The sequence below is a fragment of the Embleya sp. NPDC050154 genome (genome assembly GCF_044460165.1).
Classification (GTDB): Bacteria; Actinomycetota; Actinomycetes; order Streptomycetales; family Streptomycetaceae; genus Embleya.
Genome location: NZ_JBITJP010000008.1, coordinates 239,080 through 259,791, shown reverse-complemented (window position 1 = coordinate 259,791; position 20,712 = coordinate 239,080). Strand labels below are relative to the sequence as shown.

General features: G+C 72.2%; 17 protein-coding genes and 1 tRNA gene. 11 read left to right on the top strand and 7 right to left on the bottom strand.

Annotation, left to right across the window (positions count from 1 at the left end):
- Positions 1 to 55: 55 nt before the first annotated feature.
- Together lhgO and ACIBSV_RS19385 are read right to left on the bottom strand one after the other, a co-directional pair.
- Entirely contained in the window at positions 56 to 1,273 is a 1,218-nt protein-coding gene (lhgO, locus tag ACIBSV_RS19390) for an L-2-hydroxyglutarate oxidase (RefSeq protein WP_395864500.1), read from the bottom strand.
- A gap of 86 nt (positions 1,274 to 1,359) precedes the next feature.
- Positions 1,360 to 2,760 carry a cytochrome P450 gene (locus tag ACIBSV_RS19385; protein WP_395864498.1) on the bottom strand — a complete coding sequence of 467 codons (1,401 nt, stop codon included), beginning with the start codon at positions 2,758 to 2,760 and terminating at the stop codon, positions 1,360 to 1,362.
- Positions 2,761 to 3,044: 284 nt separating this feature from the next.
- Here ACIBSV_RS19385 and ACIBSV_RS19380 point away from each other — a divergent pair.
- Positions 3,045 to 3,118: transfer RNA gene (locus ACIBSV_RS19380), tRNA-Met, on the top strand.
- Positions 3,119 to 3,219: 101 nt separating this feature from the next.
- Here ACIBSV_RS19380 and ACIBSV_RS19375 read toward each other — a convergent pair.
- Positions 3,220 to 4,749, bottom strand: a complete 1,530-nt coding sequence (locus ACIBSV_RS19375; RefSeq protein ID WP_395864729.1) for an MFS transporter — start codon at positions 4,747 to 4,749, stop codon at positions 3,220 to 3,222.
- Between the two features lie 310 nt (positions 4,750 to 5,059).
- Here ACIBSV_RS19375 and ACIBSV_RS19370 point away from each other — a divergent pair, with 310 nt between their 5' ends.
- The 4 genes from ACIBSV_RS19370 to ACIBSV_RS19355 all read left to right on the top strand — a co-directional run bounded on the left by ACIBSV_RS19370 (position 5,060) and on the right by ACIBSV_RS19355 (position 11,043).
- Positions 5,060 to 7,129, top strand: coding sequence for an albusnodin/ikarugamycin family macrolactam cyclase (locus ACIBSV_RS19370; protein WP_395864496.1), 2,070 nt, complete (start codon positions 5,060 to 5,062; stop codon positions 7,127 to 7,129).
- Between the two features lie 1,165 nt (positions 7,130 to 8,294).
- Positions 8,295 to 9,440 carry an acyl-CoA dehydrogenase family protein gene (locus tag ACIBSV_RS19365; RefSeq protein ID WP_395864495.1) on the top strand — a complete coding sequence of 382 codons (1,146 nt, stop codon included), beginning with the start codon at positions 8,295 to 8,297 and terminating at the stop codon, positions 9,438 to 9,440.
- Positions 9,441 to 9,454: 14 nt separating this feature from the next.
- Positions 9,455 to 10,495, top strand: a complete 1,041-nt coding sequence (locus tag ACIBSV_RS19360; protein WP_395864493.1) for a phosphotransferase family protein — start codon at positions 9,455 to 9,457, stop codon at positions 10,493 to 10,495.
- A 95-nt stretch (positions 10,496 to 10,590) separates the two neighbouring features.
- Entirely contained in the window at positions 10,591 to 11,043 is a 453-nt protein-coding gene (locus tag ACIBSV_RS19355) for a universal stress protein (protein WP_395864491.1), read from the top strand.
- Between the two features lie 90 nt (positions 11,044 to 11,133).
- On the opposite strand, the gene ACIBSV_RS19350 is transcribed toward ACIBSV_RS19355, so the two are convergent.
- The gene (locus ACIBSV_RS19350; protein WP_395864490.1) at positions 11,134 to 11,874 is read right to left on the bottom strand and encodes a TetR/AcrR family transcriptional regulator; all 741 of its coding nucleotides are present in this window, start codon (positions 11,872 to 11,874) and stop codon (positions 11,134 to 11,136) included.
- 219 nt (positions 11,875 to 12,093) lie between these two features.
- Between ACIBSV_RS19350 and ACIBSV_RS19345 the strand changes: the two genes are divergently transcribed.
- Both ACIBSV_RS19345 and ACIBSV_RS19340 read left to right on the top strand, forming a co-directional pair.
- Positions 12,094 to 13,425 (top strand): NAD(P)/FAD-dependent oxidoreductase, encoded by a 1,332-nt coding sequence (locus ACIBSV_RS19345; protein ID WP_395864488.1) that lies wholly within the window; start codon positions 12,094 to 12,096, stop codon positions 13,423 to 13,425.
- A 223-nt stretch (positions 13,426 to 13,648) separates the two neighbouring features.
- The gene (locus tag ACIBSV_RS19340; protein ID WP_395864487.1) at positions 13,649 to 15,265 is read left to right on the top strand and encodes a SpoIIE family protein phosphatase; all 1,617 of its coding nucleotides are present in this window, start codon (positions 13,649 to 13,651) and stop codon (positions 15,263 to 15,265) included.
- Positions 15,266 to 15,479: 214 nt separating this feature from the next.
- Here ACIBSV_RS19340 and ACIBSV_RS19335 read toward each other — a convergent pair whose 3' ends face one another.
- Positions 15,480 to 16,739: an MFS transporter gene (locus ACIBSV_RS19335; protein WP_395864485.1), complete on the bottom strand. Its 1,260-nt coding sequence runs from the start codon at positions 16,737 to 16,739 to the stop codon at positions 15,480 to 15,482.
- A 382-nt stretch (positions 16,740 to 17,121) separates the two neighbouring features.
- Between ACIBSV_RS19335 and ACIBSV_RS19330 the strand changes: the two genes are divergently transcribed.
- Positions 17,122 to 17,676, top strand: coding sequence for a MarR family winged helix-turn-helix transcriptional regulator (locus tag ACIBSV_RS19330; RefSeq protein WP_395864483.1), 555 nt, complete (start codon positions 17,122 to 17,124; stop codon positions 17,674 to 17,676).
- A gap of 74 nt (positions 17,677 to 17,750) precedes the next feature.
- Positions 17,751 to 18,020: a hypothetical protein gene (locus ACIBSV_RS19325; RefSeq protein ID WP_395864481.1), complete on the top strand. Its 270-nt coding sequence runs from the start codon at positions 17,751 to 17,753 to the stop codon at positions 18,018 to 18,020.
- A 49-nt stretch (positions 18,021 to 18,069) separates the two neighbouring features.
- Here ACIBSV_RS19325 and ACIBSV_RS19320 read toward each other — a convergent pair whose 3' ends face one another.
- Positions 18,070 to 18,537: a DUF6328 family protein gene (locus ACIBSV_RS19320; protein ID WP_395864480.1), complete on the bottom strand. Its 468-nt coding sequence runs from the start codon at positions 18,535 to 18,537 to the stop codon at positions 18,070 to 18,072.
- Between the two features lie 254 nt (positions 18,538 to 18,791).
- On the opposite strand from ACIBSV_RS19320, the gene ACIBSV_RS19315 reads away from it, so the two are divergent.
- Both ACIBSV_RS19315 and ACIBSV_RS19310 read left to right on the top strand, forming a co-directional pair.
- Positions 18,792 to 19,712: a DMT family transporter gene (locus ACIBSV_RS19315; protein ID WP_395864478.1), complete on the top strand. Its 921-nt coding sequence runs from the start codon at positions 18,792 to 18,794 to the stop codon at positions 19,710 to 19,712.
- A 98-nt stretch (positions 19,713 to 19,810) separates the two neighbouring features.
- Positions 19,811 to 20,077, top strand: a complete 267-nt coding sequence (locus tag ACIBSV_RS19310) for a hypothetical protein (RefSeq protein WP_395864476.1) — start codon at positions 19,811 to 19,813, stop codon at positions 20,075 to 20,077.
- A 212-nt stretch (positions 20,078 to 20,289) separates the two neighbouring features.
- Here ACIBSV_RS19310 and ACIBSV_RS19305 read toward each other — a convergent pair whose 3' ends face one another.
- The gene (locus tag ACIBSV_RS19305; protein ID WP_395864474.1) at positions 20,290 to 20,706 is read right to left on the bottom strand and encodes a hypothetical protein; all 417 of its coding nucleotides are present in this window, start codon (positions 20,704 to 20,706) and stop codon (positions 20,290 to 20,292) included.
- Positions 20,707 to 20,712: the final 6 nt, after the last annotated feature.

Sequence of the window (20,712 nt, the reverse complement as noted above, 5' to 3'; positions counted from 1 at the left end):
GGTCGGCGGCAGGCGAGCGCACCCGGACCTTCCGCGCACTCGACCCGGGCCGGGGTCAGCGGCCGGCGAGTGCGCCCAGGCGTTCGTCGACCCGGGTGGCGATCTCGTCCCCGATCGGCAGCGAAGCGGTCGCGGCGGGCGAGGGCGCGTTCAGCACGTGGATCGTGCGCGGGCCGCCGGTGATCAGGAAGTCGTCGACCAGATCGCCGTTGGGTCGCACCGCCTGGGCACGCACTCCAGCCGGGGCCCGGACCAGGTCGTTCGCGGTGACCTCGGGCAGCAGCCGCTGCACCTCGCGCACCATCGCGGGCTTGGCCACCGAGCGCAGCAACTCGCCCGCGCCGTAGCGCCAGTGTCGGCGCGCGATGTGCCACATGCCCGGGTAGGCCAGGGTCTCGGCCAACTCGCGCGGCGCGATCCGGGCCCACGAGTAGCCTTCGCGACGCAGCGCCAGGACCGCGTTGGGACCCACGTGCACGTCGCCGTGGATGCCCCGGGTCAGGTGCACGCCCAGGAACGGGAAGGCCGGATCGGGCACCGGGTAGACCAGCCCGCGCACCAACCCGCGTCGTGAGGGCACCAGTTCGTGGTATTCGCCACGGAACGGCACGATCCGCACCGGCGGCGGATCGCCCGCCAGTGCCGCGATCCGGTCGCTGTACAGGCCCGCGCAGTTGACCAGGATTCGCCCGCGCAGCTCGCCGAGCCGGGTCTGGACGACCACCTCGTCCGGATGCACGGCCAGGTCGACCACGCCCGCGCCGGTGCGCAGCGCGACACCGCGTTCGTGCAGCAGCGCGACCAGGGTCCGACACACGTCGGCGTAGTCCACGATGCCCGTGGAGGCCACGTGCAGGCCGCCGACGGACAGGATGTGCGGCTCGCGTTCGCGGACCTGCTCGGTGCCCAGTTCGGTGACCGGCACGCCGTTCGCCAGGCCGCGCTCGTACAGCGCGCGCAGGCGCGGGAGTTCGTGCACGCTGGTGGCGACCACGAGCTTGCCGGTGACGTCGTGTGCGATGTCGTGTCGGGCGCAGAAGTCCGTCATCCGGCGGGCGCCCTCGACGGCGAACCGTGCCTTGAGGCTGCCCGGGCGGTAGTAGAGGCCGGAGTGGATCACCCCCGAGTTGCGGCCGGTCTGGTGGGCCGCCCACGAGGTCTCCTTCTCGACTACGGCGACGGTGCGTCCGGGGTCGCGTTCGGTGATCGCGTACGCGGTGGCCAGGCCGACGATCCCGCCGCCGATCACCACCACGTCGTAGGTCAACGTCATGAGAGCACACCTCCGGCCTTCGACCCTAGACGGTGCGGGCCGGGAGGGAGCGTCGGACGGCGGACGCCGGTCGTGCGCCGGTCGGCTCACCGGCCGCGGCGCCACCTCGCCGGGGACCACCACGCGGTGGACGCGACCGGCGCCGGGGCGGGGACCGGGTCCTGCCGCACGGGTGGTGCGGGTACGGGCTCGGGCATCGGCGGCGCGGGGATGGGTGCGGGAGCCGGCTCGGGGGTCGGGTCGGGGTGGGCGGCGGGTGCCGGCCAGGGGGCACCGCCGTGGATCGGTCGGTCGGGCGTGAAGGCGACCGGCAGCGCGGCGAGGGCGCGGATCCAGGGGGAGGATCGCCAGGTGAGCCTGTCCGGGCGGACGGCCAGGCGCAGATCGGGCAGCCGGTCGAGCAGCGTGTCCACGGCGGTCTTGGCGATCAGCCGGGCGTGGTCTCGCGCGGGACACATGTGCGGCCCGCCGCCCCAGGCCAAGTGCGCGCGGTTGCCCGTGAGTTCGGTGCCGGCGGTGCGCACGGCCGGGTCGGCGTTCGCGGCCGCGATGCCCAGCACCAGGAAGTCGCCGCCGCGGATCACGGTGCCGCCGAGCACGGTGTCCTCGGTGGCCCAGCGACCGGCCGCGTTCTGCATCGGCGGGTCCTGCCACAACACCTCGTCCAGCGCTTCGTCGGTGGTGTGCCGGCCGCCGGTGAGGGACGCGTGCAGGTCGTGGTCGGTCAGCAGGATGCGCAGCGCGTTGCCGATCCAGTTGGCGGTGGGCTCGGTCGGGGTGATCACGAGCAGGTCCTCGATCACCTCGGCGTCGGTCAGCCCGGCCGGGTGCGCGATCAGCCAGGACGTGACGTCCGCGCCCGGCGCGGAGCGCTTGGCCGCGACCAGGTCGGTGATCATCGTGTGGAAGGCCAGTTGATGCGCGAGCGCGTCCGGACCGCCGTCGAACATCCCGTTGATCGCCCGGACCAGGTGCGGTCCGTCCGGGGCGGGCATGCCGACCATCCGGCCCATCGCCAACAGGGGCAGCCGTTGCGCGTACTCGGTGAGCAGGTCGGCCTCGCCCCGGGTGACGAACGTGTCGATCAGCGAGTCGGCCATGTGCTCGATCTCGCCCCGCAGGGCCCGTCGGTCGACCCGGCCCAGGCTGTGCGCGACGGCCGTGCTGCGCCTTCGATGCTCGGCCCCGTCGGCGCACAGGACCGACGGGCGATACTCGACCATCGGCGCCAGCGGCCAGTCGTCCGGGACCAGGCCCTTGATCCGGTCGCGCCACAACCGCGAGTCGTGCGAGAACAGGACCGGATCGCGCAGCACGGCCAGCACCTCGTGATAGCCCAGGACCAGCCACGCGCGCACGTCGCCCTCGAGCACGACCGGTGCGACGGGACCGTGCCGTTCGCGCAGTTCCCGGTACAGGCCGGCCGGGTCGGTCTCGAAGCGCGGGCCGGTCAAGGCCGCGTACGGGCAGCCGGATCTCTCGGTCATCTCAGGACACATCCCGCTCCGCCGCTGCCACGGCTGTCGCCGGCGCACATCGGCCCGCCCCCGGTGGGCGACCCGCCCCCTCTACGGCCCGGAACCATATCGTGCCCGCGACCGCTTGCCACGGGTTCGAATCGGACAGGAACGGCCTTTCTCCGTACGGGAATCGATCTTCGCCCCGGGAGGACCGGCCGGACCCGGTGCGCGGCCCGCCCGAACGAACGAGCCGGCTCGCGCGGGAATTGGTCGTGGGCGCGGTCGCGATGGCGTACAGTTGGGGTTACCGACGCGGGGTGGAGCAGCTCGGTAGCTCGCTGGGCTCATAACCCAGAGGTCGCAGGTTCAAATCCTGTCCCCGCTACTTGGATCGCAGGCCCGACATGTACATGTCGGGCCTGCGGCGTTTTCCGGGACGGCGCCGCACGGTTGCCCGCGCCGGTCGGGGGACGTTCCCGGAGCGGCTCAGACGGTGATTCCGCCGACCAGCCTGGCGCGTTCGGTGAAGTCCTTGACCGCGCGCACGTCGGCGTACGGCTTGAGGCCGACCATCAGATCGTTGAGGTAGGCCGCGTTGCGGGACGAGTGCACCCGGTCGGCGATCTCCAGGGCCTGTCGGCCGGTCGCGCACGCCGCCTCGATCTCGCCCGCGCGCAGCTCGGCCTGGGCGCCCACGGCCAACCGCAATCCGTGCGAACGCTGGAACGCCTCGCCGCGCAGGCCCGCGAGCGCCTGCGCGGTGAAGTAGCGGGTGCGCTCGGGCACGCCGAGGTCGCGGTAGCACTCGGCGCCGTCCGCGCACAGTCGATCCCACGTGAAGAAGTCGATCCACTCCGGGTCGGCGTCGCCCGGGCGGGACCGCTCCAGGTGCGCCTCGGCCGCGTTCAGCGCCCGTCCGCAGCCCGCCGCGTCGCCGGCCCGGGCCTGGGCGCGGGCCTCGACCAGGTGCAGGAAGCCGGTCACCCGCGCGGTCGCGATGCCCTTGTTCCGCTCGATGGCGGCCTGCGCGAGGTCCACCGCGATGTCGGGGTTGCCGCGATAGGTGGCCTGAAGGCTCATCGACGCGAGCACATAGCCGCCCAGCGGTACGTCCGCCGCCGCGCGGGCCAGCCGCAGGGCCTGGATGTAGTAGCGCTGCGCGACCTCGTGTTGGCCGGTGTCGAAGGCCATCCACCCGGCCAGTCGGGAGAGTTCGGCGGTGGCGCCGAACAGCCGGCGGCCCACGTCGTCGTGGTAGCTGCCGCGCAGCAGCGGCGTCGCGTCGCAGCGCAGACACTCCGGCACCATCGACGCCCGCCAGTCGCCGCCGCCGTATTTGCTGTCCCACCGGCGGGCCTCCTCGGCCGCCTCGCGCAGCTTGGTGACGTCGCTGTGGCCGACGTGCGACCCGGTGCCGCGGTGCTCGGCGCGGGCGTCCGCCGGGGTGATCAACCATCGGGCCATCGGGGTGCCGTAGGCGGTGACGGCGAACGTCCCGGCGAGCAACTCGCGTCGATTCACGTGGTCGTGCCTCCACAGGTCGGTGGCGGTGCGAACTGCCTCCCCGACGTCGCGTGGGAAGGCCAGACCGAGATCGGGATCCACCGGCCGGCTGTCGTCCAGGCCGATCTCCTCCAGCGGCACCGGGCGGCCCAGGCGCTCCGCGAGCACGGCCGCGATCAGGTGCGGCACGGGGCCCTGTGGAGTCATCCCCTTGCCGACCCAGCGGGCCACGGAGGTCTTGTCGTAGCGGAGGGACAGGCCGCGCCGCGCGCCCAGATCGTTGACCCGGCGGGCGAGCCCGGCGTTGCTCACCCCGGCGACGCCCAGCAGTTCGCCGAGTCGGCCGTTGGGTCCGCGCTCGCGCGGGGTTCGAGGGCGGGGGTCGACGGCCTCCGGGCCGGTGTGGTCGGGCGCGGGAACGAGACGGACGCGGTCGGAGGGCGCCTGCTCGGCGCCGGCCGGGGAATCGCCGAAGGAGCCGTCGGACCCGGTGCCGACGCCTCCGCTCACCACTCCCGGATCGGAGACCTCCGGGTCACCGTGGCCGGGAGCACAACGCCCCGACTGATCCTGCTTGGGACTGCCGCGCATAGTTTGCCCCCAAAGGCAACCCTCCGTCCGCCTCAGCGTAACCGGACCGGCCACCGTCGGTAAGGGAGATATTCGCCATTCCGGGGTGTCGTGCGACGGGATTTCACGTGTCGTTCGTGGTCGAGCCGCCGCCGGGACAACGCTTGGCCAAGCCGTCACCAAGGCCCGGTCGCAATCATTGACAGAACGTACTTGACGGCGCGTCAGTACCCAGGCACGGTCAAAAGGAACCATGCGCCGGGTGTGTGTCCCCGTGCGCCGTCGGATGCGCTCTACTCAGGCTTGCCTAACCTTGGTTTCATGGAAGTGTCGGAGCACATACGGCCGGTATCCATGGTGGTTCGCGCGGAGCCGTAACCCGAAGGGGGTCGAGATGCGCTGGTTCGCAGGGACGTCCGAGAGTCGGAGCGTGACCCGGCCGACCGGGGCCAGGACGCTGTGGGACGGCTCCGATCCGCTGTGGCTGGTGGGGGATTGGCCCGCGGACGAGGTCCGGGTGGTCAGCCGGGGCGGGATGCGGATGGCGGTGCTCGGGGTGTGCGGCGCCACCGACGCCGAGCTCGAGGTCGGTCTCGCGGTCGCCCGCGGCGGCGCGCTGCGCCACCTGACCGGGTGGGCCGGCAGCTATCACGTCGTGCTGCGTACCGGGCTGCGTACCGTGGTGCTCGGTGATCTCGCGGGCGTACGCCAGGTGTTCCACGCCGAGCCGGCCGACGGCGTGGTCTACGCCTCGCACGCGCTCCCGCTCGCCGACCTGACCAGGGCGGGCCTGGACACCGAGGCGTTCGCGGCCCGACTCGCCTGCCCCGATGTGCCCGAACTGGTTTCCGGACGCTCGATGTTCGTCGGAGTCGGCCGGCTGGAACCAGGCCATGCGCTGGACGTCGCGCACGGTGTGGCGCGGGTCCGGCTGTACGAACAGCACCGCTCCCCGCTCGACTTCCCGGGCGCCGCCGACGCGCTGGGTCGTGCGCTGAACGACGCGGTCGGCCGGCGGGTGGCCGGATCCAAGCGCCCCGGCGCGGATCTGTCCGGTGGACGGGACTCGGCGGTGCTCGCGCTGCTCGGCGCCCGCTCGGTGTCGATGGCCAAGTCGCGGGACCTGCTCGCGGTCACCTGGGCCGAGCCGTGCGCCCCCGGCGACCCGGAGTCCGCCGCGGACATCGTCGCCCGCTCGGCGCGGCTGCGGCACCTGGTGATCCCGGGTGGCGTCGACCACCTGCCCTACACCGGTCTGGAAGACGTGCTCGGCGGCGCGGTGATGCCCGACGAACCGGGCTTCTCGCTGATCGGCATGGCCCGAACCACCCGTACGTTCAACGCCATTCGCGAAGCCGGCATCGACATGCACATCACCGGTTACGGCGGGGACGCGGTGCTGGGCACCCCGCTCGCCTACCTCGCGGACCTGGCGATGGACCGCCGCCGGATGACCACCGCCCGACACGCCCGCACCTGGGCGCGCAATCTGGGCATGAGCGGCCACGAACTCGCGAGCACCGCGAACCGGGTCGCGCGCACCACCTTCCCCCAGGCGCTCGACCAACTCGCCGAGATCTTCGCGGGTTCCGGTCGGGTGGCCCCGGGCCCGGCCGCCGCGATCGCGTGGTGCACCGCGGCCCCGACGGCGGTCTGGACGACGCCGGACATGCGCCGCCGTCTTGCCGTGTCGCTGCGCCGCCTCGCGGGCGAGTCGGTGGTCTCCGCCGGATCCGTTGTCGCCGCGGACCCGGCGGTCCACGGCCGTCCGGGGGACCGCGCCGCATGGGTCGCGGTCCGCCGGGCGGCTGAGCGCCAACGCGCCTGCCAGCAGCTCGCCGAGCGGATCGGAGTGCGGGTCCAGGCGCCGTACCTGGACACCGCCGTGGTGCGGGCGGGGTTGTCCCTGCCGGCCTGGGCGCGCGATCGGGACGACGGGCCCAGGGCGCTGCTCACCGCGGCCGTGCAGGGGTTGTTGCCCCGACACACGCTGGGCGAGGTGCATCGGGCCGACTACACCGAGGCGGAGCGGCGCGGGTTGCGGCTGAACGCGCGCGTGCTGCGCGAGCTGTTCGCCGATCCGCTGCTGGCCGAGCTGGGTGTGCTCGATCCGGTCGAGGTGCGGCACACGCTCGACCGGGCGATCGGCGGCCCGAACCTCGGCAAGGGCGAACCGGTCGTGCGACCCGACGTGCCGCTGGGCGCGCTCGCCGACATCGTCTCGGCCGAACTGTGGCTGCGCGGCGTCTGGGAGGGCCGAGTAATGCGCTGGGACGCAACTCCCAGCTCCGCCCCCGGCATCCGCATGGCCGCCGTCGCCTGACCCCGCACACGCCTTCGCCCGGCTGCGCAAAGGGCGCGGTCGGGCGAGCGCGCAGAGGGCGCGCACGCCTTCGCCCGGCCGCGTGGACGACGGGCCCGCCTTTCTCGCGGTCGCGCACAGGGCGGGCACGCCTCGCACGGTCACGTGCCCGCCCGCACCCGGATCGCACGCCGTTGACCACAGTCCGCCGCACCCTCGGCGCGGCCACCGAGGGGCGCGGCACCCCGGCCACGCCCGGAGGCCGCCACGCCGGCCCGGGGCCATGGGGCCTCTGGAGCCACCACCGCGCGCTTGTCCGCCCGGCCCGCCATCGATCGGGAGACGGCGCCCAGCCGCGCGGGGTACGTGAATGGCCACCGCCGGGCGGACATGGCCGCCGCCGTCGCCCGACGCGATCGCTTCGGCGTGCCCGCCGGTCGCGGCGCGATGCGGTGGATCCGGTGCACGGGAGCCCGACCGCCCGGCACAGCGAGCCTGGGCGGACATGGCCGCCACCTTCCCCCGACACGAGGCCGGCACGCCCTTGCCCCACCGCACGGCCCGCCTCGCGGGCCACGGAATCGCACCCGCCGCCCATCCCACCCGCCGCATGGCCGCGCGTGTCCGGCGCCGCCCGCTCGCCCGGTGCGCGCCCATGCCGGCGCCTCACGTCGTGGCTCGCCGCATGGCCCCCACCGCACCGCCGGCGTCCTCACTCGCGCCGCCCTTCCCGCTCCCCGCGCGCGTACCGGGTCCGCCCCCTCAGCATCGCAGTGTTGCAAGAGAGCTAGCCGCTCCCCGGGCGCGTACCGGGTCCGCGCCCGTTCCGCCTCGTGGCTCGCCGCGCCGCAGGCGTCCCCGCTTGGGCGGCCCGTCTCGTTCGCCGCGTGGCCGCCCCGTGCCCGGCGTCGCTCGCTCGTCCCATCCGCGCCGCCCGTCGCGTTCGCCGCGCCGTCGCCCCCCGCGCCGCAGGCGTCCCCGCTCGCCACGCGGCCGGTCGCGTGCCCGGGCGGTGGGCGTGCGTTGTTTGGGGTGCTTCGGGGGTGAGGGGTTGGTGGGGGATTCGGGGTGGGGGCCTTGATCCGCTTTCGGTGCGGACCTAGCATGCGAGCACGTGGCACCTACCGACCGGTAGGAATGTCCGATCCGGCTCGATCCACCGCGACACCGCAGGGGGAGCACACACATGAGGGACCGCCACCTCGAACCCGAGCACATCGCCTTCCGCGAATCCGCGCGCGAGTTCTTCCAGCGCGAGGTCGTCCCGTTCCACGACCAGTGGGAGAAGGACGGAATCGTGGACCGCTCGGTCTGGCTCAAGGCCGGCAAGCAGGGGCTGCTGGGCATCGACGTGGACGAGCGCTACGGCGGCGGCGGAGTGTCCGACTTCCGCTATTTCGCGACGCTGTCCGAGGAGCTGATCCGGGTGGCCGCCTCGGGCGTGGGCTTCGGGCTGCACAACGAGGTGGTCGCGCCGTACCTCAACGACCTGGCCACCGACGAGCAGAAGGAGCGCTGGCTGCCCGGCTTCTGCTCCGGTGAGATCATCACCGCGATCGCGATGACCGAACCCGGCGCGGGCAGCGACCTCCAGGGTGTGCGCACCACCGCGATCCGCGACGGTGACCACTACCTGCTCAACGGCGCGAAGACCTTCATCACCAACGGCATCAACGCCGACCTGGTGATCGTGGTGGCCAAGACCGACCCCACGGCCAAGGGCAGCAAGGGCATCAGCCTGATCGTGGTCGAGCGGGACATGCCGGGCTTCGAGCGCGGGCGCAATCTGGACAAGATCGGGATGAAGGCGCAGGACACCGCCGAACTGTTCTTCGCCGACGTCCGGGTGCCGGTGGCCAACCTGCTCGGCGAGGAGAACCGCGGCTTCTACCACCTGATGAACAACCTGCCGCAGGAGCGCCTGGGCATCGCGAGCGCGGCGGTCGCCGGCGCCGAGACGGTCTTCGCGCACACCCTGGAGTACGTCAAGACCCGTACCGCGTTCGGCCGCCCGATCGGCTCGTTCCAGAACACCAGGTTCGAATTGGCGGAGATGGACACCGAGTTGGACATCGCGCGCACGTATGTCGACGACTGCGTCATGAAGCACATCGCGGGCGAGCTGGACGCGGTCGCGGCCTCGAAGGCCAAGTGGTGGACCACCGACCTGCAAAAGCGCGTGGTCGACCGATGTCTGCAACTGCACGGCGGCTACGGCTACATGCTGGAGTACCCGGTGGCCAAGGCGTTCATCGACACGCGCGTGCAATCGATCTACGGGGGGACGAACGAGATCATGAAGGAAATCATCGGCCGCTCCCTCGGCATCTGAAGCGGAGTGCGAACATGACGCAGAGTCCCCTGGCCGAGGCATTGCGGCCGGAAGCCATCACGGCCTGGCTGGCCGAGCGGACCGAGGTGCGCGCACCGCTCGGCTTCGACCTCGTGCTCGGCGGTCGCTCCAACCTCACCTACGTGGTCTCGGACGCCGACGCGCGCCGCTGGGTGCTGCGTCGGCCGCCGTTGGGGCACGTGCTCGCGACCGCGCACGACATGGGCCGCGAGCACCGGATCCTGGCCGCGCTCGGTTCCGGACGCACCGACGTGCCGGTACCGCCGGTGCTCGGCCTCTGCACGGACGACACGGTCAACGGTGCGCCGTTCTTCGTGATGGACTTCGTCGACGGGCACGTGATCCGCTCCGCCGAGGACGCGACGAAGCTGCTCACGCCGCAGGCCCGACAGCGGGCCGGAGAGCAGCTCGCGGACGTGCTCGCCGCGATCCACGCGGTGGACGTGGACGCGGTGGGCCTGGGCGAACTCGGCCGTCGCGAGGACTACATCGGGCGCCAGTTGCGCCGCTGGCATCGCCAGTGGGAGGCCACCCGGGTGCCCGGGATCGAGGCGATCGACGAGGTGCACGACGCGCTCGCGGCATCCGTACCGCCGCAGCAGGGCGCCACGATCGTGCACGGCGACTTTCGGCTCGACAACGTGATCCTGGGCCCGGACGGCACGGTGCGGGCCGTCCTGGACTGGGAGCTGTGCACGCTCGGCGATCCGCTCGCGGACGTGGGCACCACGCTCATGTACTGGGTCGAGGCGGGCGAGGACGGCGCGTTGTTGCCCGCCGACGGCACCGCGAGCGAGGGCTTCGTCGACCGGGCCGCGTTCGCCGCGCGTTACGCGGCGGCCACCGGTCGGGATCTGTCGCACATCCGCTGGTACCAGGCGTTCGCGTGCTGGCGGCTCGCGTGCATCCTGGCCGGCGTGCTCGATCGCTACACCGCCGGCGCGATGGGCGACCAGGACGCGGCCGGCCGGTTCACCGCCGACGGCCTGCGCGCGCTGGCCGAGCGCGCGCGGGAGATCCTCGCGCACGCCTGACCGCCGTCCGGGTGGCGTTGCCGCGGAAAGGTGAGCGCGCGACATCCGGGTGGTATGGGGCCCTCCACATCCGGATCCGGTGACGAGGAGGGCCCATGGCCGACGCTGAGCCGAAGGGCGTCGTGGTCGGCGTGGACGGGTCGGAGCCCGCCCGGCGGGCGCTGGACTGGGCGATGACCGAGGCCGAGCTGCGCGGCCTGCCGCTGTACGTGGTGACCGCGCAGCCCGCGACCCCCGGGTATGTGCTCCCGGCGCCCGACCCGAACTTCCAGGAGGACCTCGAGCGGGTGCTCGCCGAACTGCGGATCCGTACCGAGACCACGTTCGCCGAGGTGAACGGCGAACGCGAGCGGCCGTTCGGCGGGCGTGCGGAGGTCCAGGTGTACTCGGGGACGGCGACCGAGGTGCTGCTCGGGATGTCCGAGCGGCACGAAATGGTCGTGGTGGGCTCGCGCGGTTCCGGCGGCTTCTCCCGCCTGCTGCTCGGCTCGGTCAGCACGGCGGTGGTGCACCACGCGGCGTGCCCGGTGCTCGTGGTGCGCGGCTGACCGGCGCGAAGCGTGTGAGTGGGCCGGAGAGAGCGAACCCGGGAGACCGGGCTCGGCGCGGTGCGGCTCGGCTCAGGAAAGCGGTGCGGCTCAGCTCAGGAAAAGGGTGTCCAACTCGTCCTGCGTGAACGGCTTCCCGGGCAGCGGGGAGGAGTGTCCCGCGTGCAGGCCGTCGAGCAGGATCTCCAGATACCGTCCGGCGATGGTCAACCGCTGTGGATGCGGAAGCCCGGACGGGGGCAACAGGCACGACATCATCAGCGAGATGTCGGCGTCCGAGACGTCCGCCCTGAGCAACCCGCCGGCCTTGGCCCGATCGACCAATACGCCTACCGCGTCGTTCAGTTCGGCACGTGAGGAACTCATCTCCTCGGTCACCGGAACCCGGCCGCTGAGCGCGGGGAACAGCCGCCCGGCACCTGAGCCGACCGCGCGACGTAAGTAGCGCGCGAGGGCGGACCACGCGTCCGGCTCCTCGTCCAGCGCGTTGATCGCCTCGGCGGTGAGCCGATTGGTCTCGGCGATCATGATCCGCTGGACCAGCGCCTCCTTGCCGGTGAAGCGGCGGTAGATGGTGCCCACCCCGACCCCGGCGCGGCGGGCTATCTCCTCCATCGGAGCGTCGTAGCCCAGCTCGCCGAACACCTCGCGGGCCGCGCGGAGCACCTGTTCCAGATTGCGTCGGGCGTCGGTGCGCAACTGCGGCGACGGCTCGGCCGGCCGGCTTCGTTGCGGCTTGCGAGCCGGCGGGATCGTCGTCGTGTGCCGACCCCCGATGCCGTCGCCGGTGTCCTGTGTCTTCGTGGTACGCGTACGCGAAGCGCCGCTCATAGCGTCTCCCCCGAAAGGCAAGTGTGTCGATTCCCCCACCAGACCCCGCTTTGCCCAGGGCGTCGAGACTACCCGAACCGACCCCGCCCCAGAAGCGGAATCCGACAGCACGGTTGTGAAGATATCGCTGACCGCTGACGTCTCGTCACCAACCGTGCGGGGCACGCAAACCCGATGAACATCTGTCTGTGGCCGCCGGAAAGGGGCAGAGTGGGACGCATGACGACCTCGACTCGGCCCGAGCGCATCCTGATCGTCGGCGGCGGCTACGTCGGCATGTACACGGCCCTTCGCCTGCAACGGAAACTCAAGGCGGGAGAGGCGACGGTGACCGTCGTCGAACCGCAGTCGTACATGACCTACCAGCCCTTCCTCCCCGAGGCCGCGGCCGGCGCCATCTCGCCGCGGCACGTGGTGGTCCCGCTGCGCTCGGTGCTGCCCAAGTGCCGCATCGTGACCGGGACCGTGGAGCACGTGAACCACGCGAAGCGGACCGCGACCATCGAACTGCTCGGCGGCGAGACCTACGACGCCTCCTACGACCTGCTCGTGGTCGCGCCCGGCTCGGTGGCGCGCACGCTGCCGATACCCGGCCTGGCCGAGTGGGGCATCGGCTTCAAGACCGTCGAGGAGGCCATCGCTCTGCGCAACCACGTGCTCGAGCAGATGGACACCGCCTCCTCGACCCGGGATCCCTCGATCCGCGACCACGCGTTGACCTTCGTCTTCGTCGGCGGCGGCTACGCGGGCGTGGAGGCGCTCGCGGAGCTGGAGGACATGGCCCGCTACGCGTGCCGGTACTACGACAACATCACTCCGGCGGACATGCGCTGGATCCTGGTCGAGGCATCGCCGCGGATCCTGCCCGAGGTGGGCGAGGACATGGGCCGGTACACCGTCGCCGAACTGCGCCGGCGCGGCATCGACGTACGGCTGAACACCCGGCTGGAGTCGGCCCGCGACCGGCACGTGGTGCTCTCGGACGGCACCGAACTCGACGCGAGCACGCTGGTGTGGACGGCGGGCGTCAAGCCCAGCCCGATGTTGATCGCCACCGACCTGCCGCTGGACGACAAGGGCCGGCTCAAGGCGCGCGCGACGCTGGAGGTGGACGGCGTCCCCGGCGTGTGGACGGCGGGCGACTGCGCGGCGGTGCCCGATCTGACCAAGCCGGGCGAGGAGTTCACCGGCCCGAGCGCGCAGCACGCGGTGCGCCAGGCGCGTGTGCTCGCCGACAACATCATCGCCACACTGCGTGAACAGCCGCAGCGGCAGTACCGGCACAAGCACGCCGGTTCGGTGGCCTCGCTGGGCCTGCACAAGGGCGTCGCGCAGGTGTACGGGATCAAGACCAAGGGCCTTCCGGCGTGGTTCATGCACCGCACCTATCACCTCAGCCGGGTGCCCACGCTGAACCGCAAGATGCGGATCATGGCCGAGTGGACGCTGTCCCTGATGTTCCGGCGCGAGATCGTCTCGCTGGGTTCGATCGAACACCCGCGCGCCGAATTCGAGTACGCCACCCGAGGCGACCGCAAGCCCACCAGGTAGGCATGAACGACCGGCGGGCTCGTAGGCTGCCGTGGTGCCCGAGGGTTGAGTGTCTCGCGACCGGGTCCCGTACATTGCCACAGCGCACTCCTGTGGTACCCCGAACGGGGGCCCGGTCACGGGACGTGATTCCCTCACGGCCGACTTTCGCCCACACTGGTGATGTCACCTGCGGTAAACCTCCATGCGCTTTGCGTGAACGAACTCCCTAGGAAGCGAGCGGTTGAACATCACTCGGTGGGGCGCCCGGCTGGCCGGTGACCGGCGGCGCTCGGTGCCGGCGGCACGCAGCCAGGAATCGAACGACACCTTCCCGTTGCGCGACGTGCTGGCCCACGCGCCCGCGCTGATCGCGGTCACCCGAGGGTCGAACCACGAGCTGTGTTACGTCAACGACGCCTACCGGGCGGTCTTCGGCGCGCGCAGATCGGGCGTTCCGGCCCGGGACGCGTTGCCCGAGTTGGCCGAGCACGGGCTGCTGACGCTGATGGATCAGGTCTACCGGACCGGGCGCGGGCGGACGGTGCGCGCCCGCCGCGTCGACCATCGCGGCGAGACGTATCCCGGCATGCCGGAGAGCGAGCGCAAGCACGGCTACTACACGTTCGTCTGCACGCCGGTACGACCCGAGGCGGCCGGGCGCGGCGGCGACACGCGGGGCGTGCTGGTCTTCGCGGTCGACGTCACCGACCAGGTGCAGGCCACCGACCGGCTGCGGGAGAGCGAGCGGCGGCACCGGCAGGCCGCGGTCACCCTGCAACGCAGCCTGCTGCCGCAGCGGCTGGAGAACCCCGACGACCTGATCGTGGCCGCGAAGTACCTGCCCGGCGGCACGGACGCCGCGGTGGGCGGCGACTGGTACGACGTGATCACCCTGGGCGCGGGCCGCACCGCGCTGGTGATCGGCGACGTGATGGGTCGGGGCGTGCGCGCCGCTGCGGTGATGGGTCAACTGCGCACGGCGGTCCGGGCGTACGCGCGGTTGGACCTGCCGCCGCACGAGATCCTGCAACTGCTCGACGAGACCGCGATGGAGATCGACGCCACCCAGATCGCCACCTGCGCGTACGCGGTCTACGACCCGGGGGAGGGCGTGCTGACCTATTCGACGGCGGGCCACCTTCCGCCGCTGGTCCGCGACGGCGAGGACGTGATCCACAAGCTCGACGACGCGAACGGGCCGCCGCTGGGCACGGGTGCGAGTTGGCCGCACACCTCCGGCCGGATCACCCTGGACCCGGGCTCGACGGTGGTGCTGTACACCGACGGCCTGGTCGAGCGCCGGGGCGAGGACTTGGACGAGGGCATCGACACGCTGGGCGCCGCGCTGTTGTCGTCGGTGGGCGAACCCGAGGCGGTCCGCGACCATCTGATCGCGCACATGCAATTGCCCGAGGAACACGACGACGACATGGCCATGCTCGTGCTGCAACTGCCGCGTCGGGAAGGCGCCCAGGCCCGGCTGTTCCGGACCGCGTCGCTGGACCTGCTCGGCGGCAGCGAGGTGGCCGCGCGTGGCCGGGCGTTCACGTCGGGCGTGCTGGCGAGCTGGCAGGTCGGCGAGGAACTGCGCGAGTTGGGCGTGCTCGCGGTCAGCGAGTTCGTCGCGAACGCGCTCACCCACGGGGCCGCGCCGATGCGGTTGCGCCTTCGGCGCACCGACAAGCGGTTGATCGTCGAGGTCTCGGACGCGGACGATCACGTGCCGCGGCGGAGGCGGGCCGCGGCCGACGACGAGAGTGGGCGTGGGGTGGCGATCGTGGCGACGATCGCGAAGTCGTGGGGGAGTCGGCTCACGGACGAGGGCAAGACGGTCTGGTGCGAGTTCCCGTTGGGGTGATGGGGTTTTTGGCCTCATGCGCCGGCCGGGCTGGGTGGCCTCAAGCGCCGGCCGGGCTGGATTGGTTTTGGCTGACCTTGGGCGGTGGGTTGCTTTGGGGTGGCCTCAAGCGCCGGCCGGGCTGAGTGGCCTCATGCGCCGGCCGGGCTGAGTGGCCTCATGCGCCGGCCGGGCTGAGTTGGCGTCATGTGCCGGCCGGGGTTGAGGTTGGTGGTCAGGCTGTGAGGGCCTGGGGGGTGGGGTGGGGGGTGGATTCGGCGATTATTGTGCCGTTTTGGGTGGGGTTGAGGGTGTGGCGCATGCGTAGGGCGAGTGCGGTGATCAGGAGTGAGCAGGCCATCAGGGCGGCCAGGTAGGGGCCGTACAGGCCGGCGCCGACCATGACGCCGGCGAAGGCCGGACCCGCGGCCATGGCGAGTTGCTTCACCAGGGACTGGGCCGCGTTGTACTGGCCGAGCAGGTGCGCGGGTGCCAGGTCCGCGACCATCGGCCCCAGGGTCGGCGCGAGCAACGACTCGCCCACGCCGAGCAGCGCGAACGTGATGATGATGGTGACCGCCGCCGCGACCTTGTCGCCGTGCACCAGACCGGACACCGCGGTCACGATCCAGGCGAGCAGCCAGACCAGGCCGGTGGCCGCGATCACCGTGCTGCGCCGGCGGCGCTGGGTGATCCGCAGGACGGTGAGCTGACCGAGCACGATCACCGCGGTGTTGGCCGCGAGCGCGACGCCCAGCATGCTCGGTGAGATCCGGCTGACCTCGGTCGCGAACGCGGCCAGGCCCGACTCGAACTGGCCGTAGCAGGTGAAGAAGATGACCGCGCTGACCACGCACAGCCGGACCATCGCGCGGTCTCGCAGCAGATGCCGGAAACCCGCGCCCGGCACCGTCCCGGCCGGCGCGGCAGGCACCGCGGGCAGCCGGACCGTTCCGCACACCGCGCCGAGCACCAGGAACATCGTGGTCTCGATGGCGAACAGCAGGGTGAAGCTGGCCGGCCGCGACGGGTCGACGATCAGGCCGCCGATCAACCCGCCGATGCCCAGGCCCAGGTTGTTGAAGGTGAACTGGAGCGCGAACGCGCGAGCGCGGGTCGGCGCCGTCGTGCACCGCACGATCATCGTCGCCAGCGCGGGCTGGATCGCGGCCACGCCGGCTCCGAGCAGCGCGGCGCCCACCATCACCGGCAGCTCGCCGCGGGCCAGACCCAGGGTCAGCGCGCCGAGCGCGGCCACCACCGAGCCGACCGCGACCACCGGGCGGGGGCCGCGCCGGTCGATCGCCGGACCGACCATCGGGAGCGCGCACAGCGCGGCGATGGCGAGCACGCTGAACATCAGGCCGGCCTGACCGGCCGACAGCTCTCGTACCCGCGTCACGTACACGAACAGGAACGGCACCGTGAAACCGCTGCCGAACGCACTGAGCGCGTTACCGAGCTGGATCCGACGCAGAGCGCCCTGGGTCGCCATCACACACCTCCCGACTACCGGTCGCGCGGGCCGGCCGCTCCGGCCCACGGGGATCGGTCCGCAGGCCGGGCTCGGGCGTACGGAGGCGTGCGAGAGCAGCCGAGCCGACCGTCGCCGGCCCGGGGCATGCCCGAGTCCGGCGGCGGGGGACCGCCTGTATCCGCGTCGAGGCAGGTGCGCCGGGGGCGACCGGAGTCCAGGGCGCGCCTGGTCCGGGCCCACGCCGGCGTCGCCGCCGTGCCTGATCCGAAGAGTCCGAGTCCTCAAGCCTGAAGACTTCAGAGCTAAACTATACGGATCTATAGCGTCGCCGTCCAACGCCTTGTGTCGCGACAGCCCGGAGACGGCGGCCGAGCGGGCCGAAGATGCGATACTTCCGGGCATGACAGAGGGGGCCGAGCAGGCAACAGCGGACGAAGGCGACATCGAGGAGTACCTCGCCGTCTTCCAGCGCGAGTTCCCCGAGGTGGACCCGCAGGTCGAGACGATCGTGGCGGCGCTGTCCAAGCTCAACCGCCGGATGAACGTCGCGTACGGCCGCCAACTCACCGCGCTGGGCATCACCAACGCCGAGTGGGAGGTGCTCAAGGCCCTGGTGCTGGTCGGCCGCCCCTACCGGCTCAGCCCCGGCGACCTGGCCCGCCGGTTGGGCCTGACCCCGGCGGCGATGACCCATCGGCTGGACCGGATGGTCGCCGAGGCGCTGGTCACCAGAACCCGGGACGAGCAGAACCGGGTGCGGGTGATCGTCGAACTGACCACGACCGGTCGGGATGTGTGGCTGCGCGTGGTGCGCGAGGCCGCGGTCTTCGAGGCCGGTCTGCTCCAGGACCTGGGTCCGGCCGAGCGGCACGCGCTCGCGGCCGGCCTGCGCGGCATGCTCGCGCGGGTCGAGGAATCCCAGCCGGACGCGGGCGGGCGCCTGGACACGGAGTGATCCGGCGGGCTCCGAGCGCTGCCACGCTCGGGTGCGCCGCCACGGCGGGACCGGACGAGAAGGGGACCGGATACATGCGAGTGCGCATTCCGAGGCAACGCGGCGACATCGAGCGGCTGGACCGACCGCTGCCCGAGGGACTGTCCAGACCGGCGCCGCGCATCCTGCGCGCGCCGCGCCCGAGGGCCCCGCGCCCGGCCGAGGACCCACTGCTGGACTACCGCCTGGTGGTCACCCGCACGCTGATCCGGCACCGGCCCGCCGAGGCCGGCGAGTGCGGTTGCGGCGTGCCCGTACCGTGCCCGGTCCGGGCGCACGCGGCCCGGCTCCTGGAATGGGTCTGACCCGATACGGATCCGACGCGACCCGCTCTGAAGTCTTGTGCGCGAAGCTTCAGGGAAGCGGGTCGCCGGCCCGCCGGAAACGGGTGACCATCGGCTGGAGCAGCCACACCCACAGGATCAGCACCGCGAGCGGGATCGCCACGGACAACGCCCAGGAACGGCCGAACAGGTAGTCCACGACCAGCAGGATCGCCGAGATCATGGCCACCGCGAGGGCGACCGCGCCGGCGATCCCGTAGCGGTTCGACCGCCTGAGCAGGACGTCCTTGAGGCCGCCCCGGAAGAGCAGTCGATGCTGGACGGCCGGCGCGATGAAGCACACCGAGGACAGCGCGGTCGATATCAACGCCACCAGGAAGACGTCCTTCTGGAACTCGGTCACCCGCGCGAAGCCCTGCGCGAAGGGCACCGTCAGCAGGAACGCGTACATGAACTGCACACCCGGGAGCGCGATGCGCAGCCCTTGGAGCAACTCGTTCAGTTCGCGGTCCAGTCGTTCCTTCGACGTTTCGTCCATGGTGGGCTGCTGCCCCGAAGAAACGTTTCACACCCTCTCCCGGCACCGCGAAATCACCTGCCCGCGGCGCCGGCGCGACGTTAGGGTGTCGTCCATGCACCGCGACTGGTCGATCTGCCCGCCGCCCCGCCACTGAGCGGGGTGTCCCCGGGTCCGATCCGACAGTCCGGGTCGCGGCCCCTGCCCGACCTGGCCCGAACCGGTGCCGCCCCGCTCCGACGTTGTCCTGTTGGCGTCGAAGTCGGAGCCATTCCATGTCTGTTCGTACCTTCGTGCACGCTGCCCGGAACACCCGATCCGGGCTCGATCTGTTCGTCCTCGCCGGAGTCCTGTGGGGCACCGGCGGGATCGCCGGCGCGGTCCTGGCCGGCCGCGCCGGCCTGCACCCGGTGGCCATCGCGGCCTACCGGCTGCTCGCCGGCGGTCTGCTGATCACCGGCTACGCGCTGGCCACGGGGCGGCTGCGGGTACGCCGCCCGAGCCGGGCCGAGCTCGCCCGGATCGCGAGCGCCGGCGCGCTGTTCACGGTGTTCCAGGCCGCCTACTTCGCGGCCGTGGTGGCCGGCTCGGTGAGTCTGGCCACGCTCACCACCATGGTCGCGGTACATCTCATGGTCACCGTCGGCACGGCCGTGCGCGAGCGGCGCCGACCCGGCCGGATCGTGCTCGCGAGCCTTGCCGCCGCCGCGCTGGGTCTGGTCCTGCTGCTCGGCACACCCGCGGGCGGCGCGGGCGGCGCGCTCGTCGGTACGGGCTTCGCGCTGGTGGCCGCCGGTGGGTTCGCGGTGCTGACCCTGGACTCCCGACCGGCCCTGCCCACGCTCGATCGGGTCGCGGTGACCGGCCTCGGATTCCTCTTCGGGGGTTGTCTGTTGCTGCCCGCGGGGCTGGTGGTCGGGATGACCGTGCCGATGCGCGCCGACGTCCTGGGCGCGGTGGTCTTCCTGGGCGTGCTGCCCACCGGGGCGGCGTACGTGGCCTACTTCACCGCGCTCGGCCGCGCGCACCCGGCCGGCGCCGTCGTGGCGGTGCTGCTCGAGCCGCTGACCGCGACCGTGCTCTCCGCGCTCCTGCGCGGTGAGCGACTCGGTCCGGTGCAACTGCTCGGTGCACTCCTCGTGCTGACCTCGATCGCCGTACACCGACGCGCGGCCGGCCTGCCGGCCCGCGACTGAACCCACGCGGCCCCGTCGGCCCTTCGGGCGGAACCATCCCGAACCACCCGCCCCGCACCCGTTTCTCGGCTAGCGTGCCGGCACACGGAGGAGGTGCCATGAACGTGTCCGAGGATGTGTCCGACGGGGCCGCGTGTTCACCGTTCGACCCGACCGCGCTGCCGGCGACGGGGGGTTACTACAAGAAGCTCCCACCCACGCCGTGCACCTACGAGACGGCGCCGTTACCGGCCGAGGCGGTCGACGGCCACCCGATCGTCTGCAAGAACCGCGCGTGCAAGTACTACCGCAAATCCGACAAGGTGGAATACAAGTCCGGCCCACGCGCCTACCGCTGCGAAGAATGCATGACCTGGACGGACTGAAACCGTCACCCGGAGCTGGCGACATCTCGGCCCGGCCGGCGTCCGCGGCCACTCCATGGCATCGACCAGCCCAGCCAACCGCCGGCCGAGTCCCATCAGGGCCATGCGGCCACGAACATGGTGGGTCGGGCCGATCGCCGGGTGACCGTGCGGCCACGCGGCGACCAGGCCCGGCCACGTTCGGGGGCGTCCTCGACGAGGACGCAAGCGCATCATTCCCCGTCGGGGAGCCGCTGATTCCGTTTCGGGGCCAGTGAATTCGGCGATTGTGCCGGTGCGTTCGCGATCGCGGCCGCCGCCGGCGCACGCGCGGCCCTCGCCGCCATCCGGCGCAACCACCACCGGAACACGCACCCCGCCGCGATCAGGAGGAGCAGCACCACGAAGCCGAAGGACACCCAGAACGCGGTGGGGGTGGGCAACTGCCCCGGCGGGGTGTCCGGCCACGCGCGCGGCAGGTCGTCGGGCGTGCCGAACACCGAGCGCATGGCGAGCGCCGACCGGCGGTAGGTGACCCCGTCCGGCCAGTCCTTGCCGCTCGCCAGCGCGGCCAACCCGGTGGAGAGCCAGATCACCGCGGTGCCCGCGATCAGCAGCAACAGGCCCGCGATCAGCAGACCGTCCGGCACGCCACG

Bases quoted from the DNA above. Each gene is read 5' to 3' on its own strand.
- lhgO (WP_395864500.1), bottom strand. From the start codon at position 1,273: ATGACGTTGACCTACGACGTGGTGGTGATCGGCGGCGGGATCGTCGGC.
- ACIBSV_RS19385 (WP_395864498.1), bottom strand. From the start codon at position 2,760: ATGACCGAGAGATCCGGCTGCCCGTACGCGGCCTTGACCGGCCCGCGC.
- ACIBSV_RS19370 (WP_395864496.1), top strand. From the start codon at position 5,060: ATGCGCCGGGTGTGTGTCCCCGTGCGCCGTCGGATGCGCTCTACTCAG.
- ACIBSV_RS19365 (WP_395864495.1), top strand. From the start codon at position 8,295: ATGAGGGACCGCCACCTCGAACCCGAGCACATCGCCTTCCGCGAATCC.
- ACIBSV_RS19360 (WP_395864493.1), top strand. From the start codon at position 9,455: ATGACGCAGAGTCCCCTGGCCGAGGCATTGCGGCCGGAAGCCATCACG.
- ACIBSV_RS19355 (WP_395864491.1), top strand. From the start codon at position 10,591: ATGGCCGACGCTGAGCCGAAGGGCGTCGTGGTCGGCGTGGACGGGTCG.
- ACIBSV_RS19350 (WP_395864490.1), bottom strand. From the start codon at position 11,874: ATGAGCGGCGCTTCGCGTACGCGTACCACGAAGACACAGGACACCGGC.
- ACIBSV_RS19345 (WP_395864488.1), top strand. From the start codon at position 12,094: ATGACGACCTCGACTCGGCCCGAGCGCATCCTGATCGTCGGCGGCGGC.
- ACIBSV_RS19335 (WP_395864485.1), bottom strand. From the start codon at position 16,739: ATGGCGACCCAGGGCGCTCTGCGTCGGATCCAGCTCGGTAACGCGCTC.
- ACIBSV_RS19330 (WP_395864483.1), top strand. From the start codon at position 17,122: ATGACAGAGGGGGCCGAGCAGGCAACAGCGGACGAAGGCGACATCGAG.
- ACIBSV_RS19325 (WP_395864481.1), top strand. From the start codon at position 17,751: ATGCGAGTGCGCATTCCGAGGCAACGCGGCGACATCGAGCGGCTGGAC.
- ACIBSV_RS19320 (WP_395864480.1), bottom strand. From the start codon at position 18,537: ATGGACGAAACGTCGAAGGAACGACTGGACCGCGAACTGAACGAGTTG.
- ACIBSV_RS19315 (WP_395864478.1), top strand. From the start codon at position 18,792: ATGTCTGTTCGTACCTTCGTGCACGCTGCCCGGAACACCCGATCCGGG.
- ACIBSV_RS19310 (WP_395864476.1), top strand. From the start codon at position 19,811: ATGAACGTGTCCGAGGATGTGTCCGACGGGGCCGCGTGTTCACCGTTC.